Raw genomic sequence first — 237 nt, 5'->3', positions numbered from 1 at the left:
ACCGATGAGAACTGTCGCACCACTGCTCAGGCCGATAACGATTGAGAATAAAAACAGGATGATCGGAAAGAATGCCGATGCAGCTGCAATCGCTTTGACGCCGAGAAATTGGCCCAGAAAGATTCCGTCAATCGTGCCTGATGCCGCCTGCAATACATTGGTCAGCATCATCGGCAGGAGGATGGCAAGGAATGTGCGCCATAGGGGCCGCGCAGCTCTTGGCGCGATACTCTGTTG

At 53.6% G+C, this 237-nt stretch carries 1 protein-coding gene; it reads right to left on the bottom strand.

Annotation, left to right across the window (positions count from 1 at the left end):
• Window positions 1-237: MATE family efflux transporter (locus tag Ga0451573_RS19560; RefSeq protein ID WP_269438415.1), on the bottom strand; the 237-nt coding region annotated here is incomplete at both ends.

This window comes from Phosphitispora fastidiosa (genome assembly GCF_019008365.1).
GTDB lineage: Bacteria > Bacillota > Thermincolia > Thermincolales > UBA2595 > Phosphitispora > Phosphitispora fastidiosa.
The sequence above is the reverse complement of the archived record's forward strand: the minus strand, read 5'-3'. Positions and strand labels throughout refer to the sequence as shown.